Consider the following 274-nt stretch of genomic DNA (forward strand, 5'->3'; position numbering starts at 1 on the left):
GATCATGATTTAGGATCACTTGCCGATACCGACGACCTTGTAAATAAAATGCTTAATGAAGAATTGTCTCTTCACGAAGTAGACCAACAGCTAGATATAATTTTTGATGCCCCTAACCCTTACAATAAATTAACGACAGGTATTGCATTTGCAACCTCGGGCGGCGCATTTGCAATGCTTATGGGCACCAGTTGGACCGATGTAATTTGGTCTGCGTTACTCACCCTTGTGGTGTATATGTTTGTATTGTGGTCTATGCGCTCTAAACGTGTAG

The 274-nt window shown here is 42.0% G+C and carries 1 protein-coding gene; it reads left to right on the forward strand.

Features of this window, described 5'->3' with window-relative positions; translation table 11 throughout:
• Positions 1-274, forward strand: a 274-nt coding sequence (locus R2R70_RS20230) for a threonine/serine exporter family protein (RefSeq protein ID WP_410978934.1), incomplete at both ends; no start/stop codon positions are given.

The organism is Cobetia sp. SIMBA_158, assembly GCF_046566945.1.
In the GTDB taxonomy this organism is placed as follows: domain Bacteria; phylum Pseudomonadota; class Gammaproteobacteria; order Pseudomonadales; family Halomonadaceae; genus Cobetia; species Cobetia amphilecti.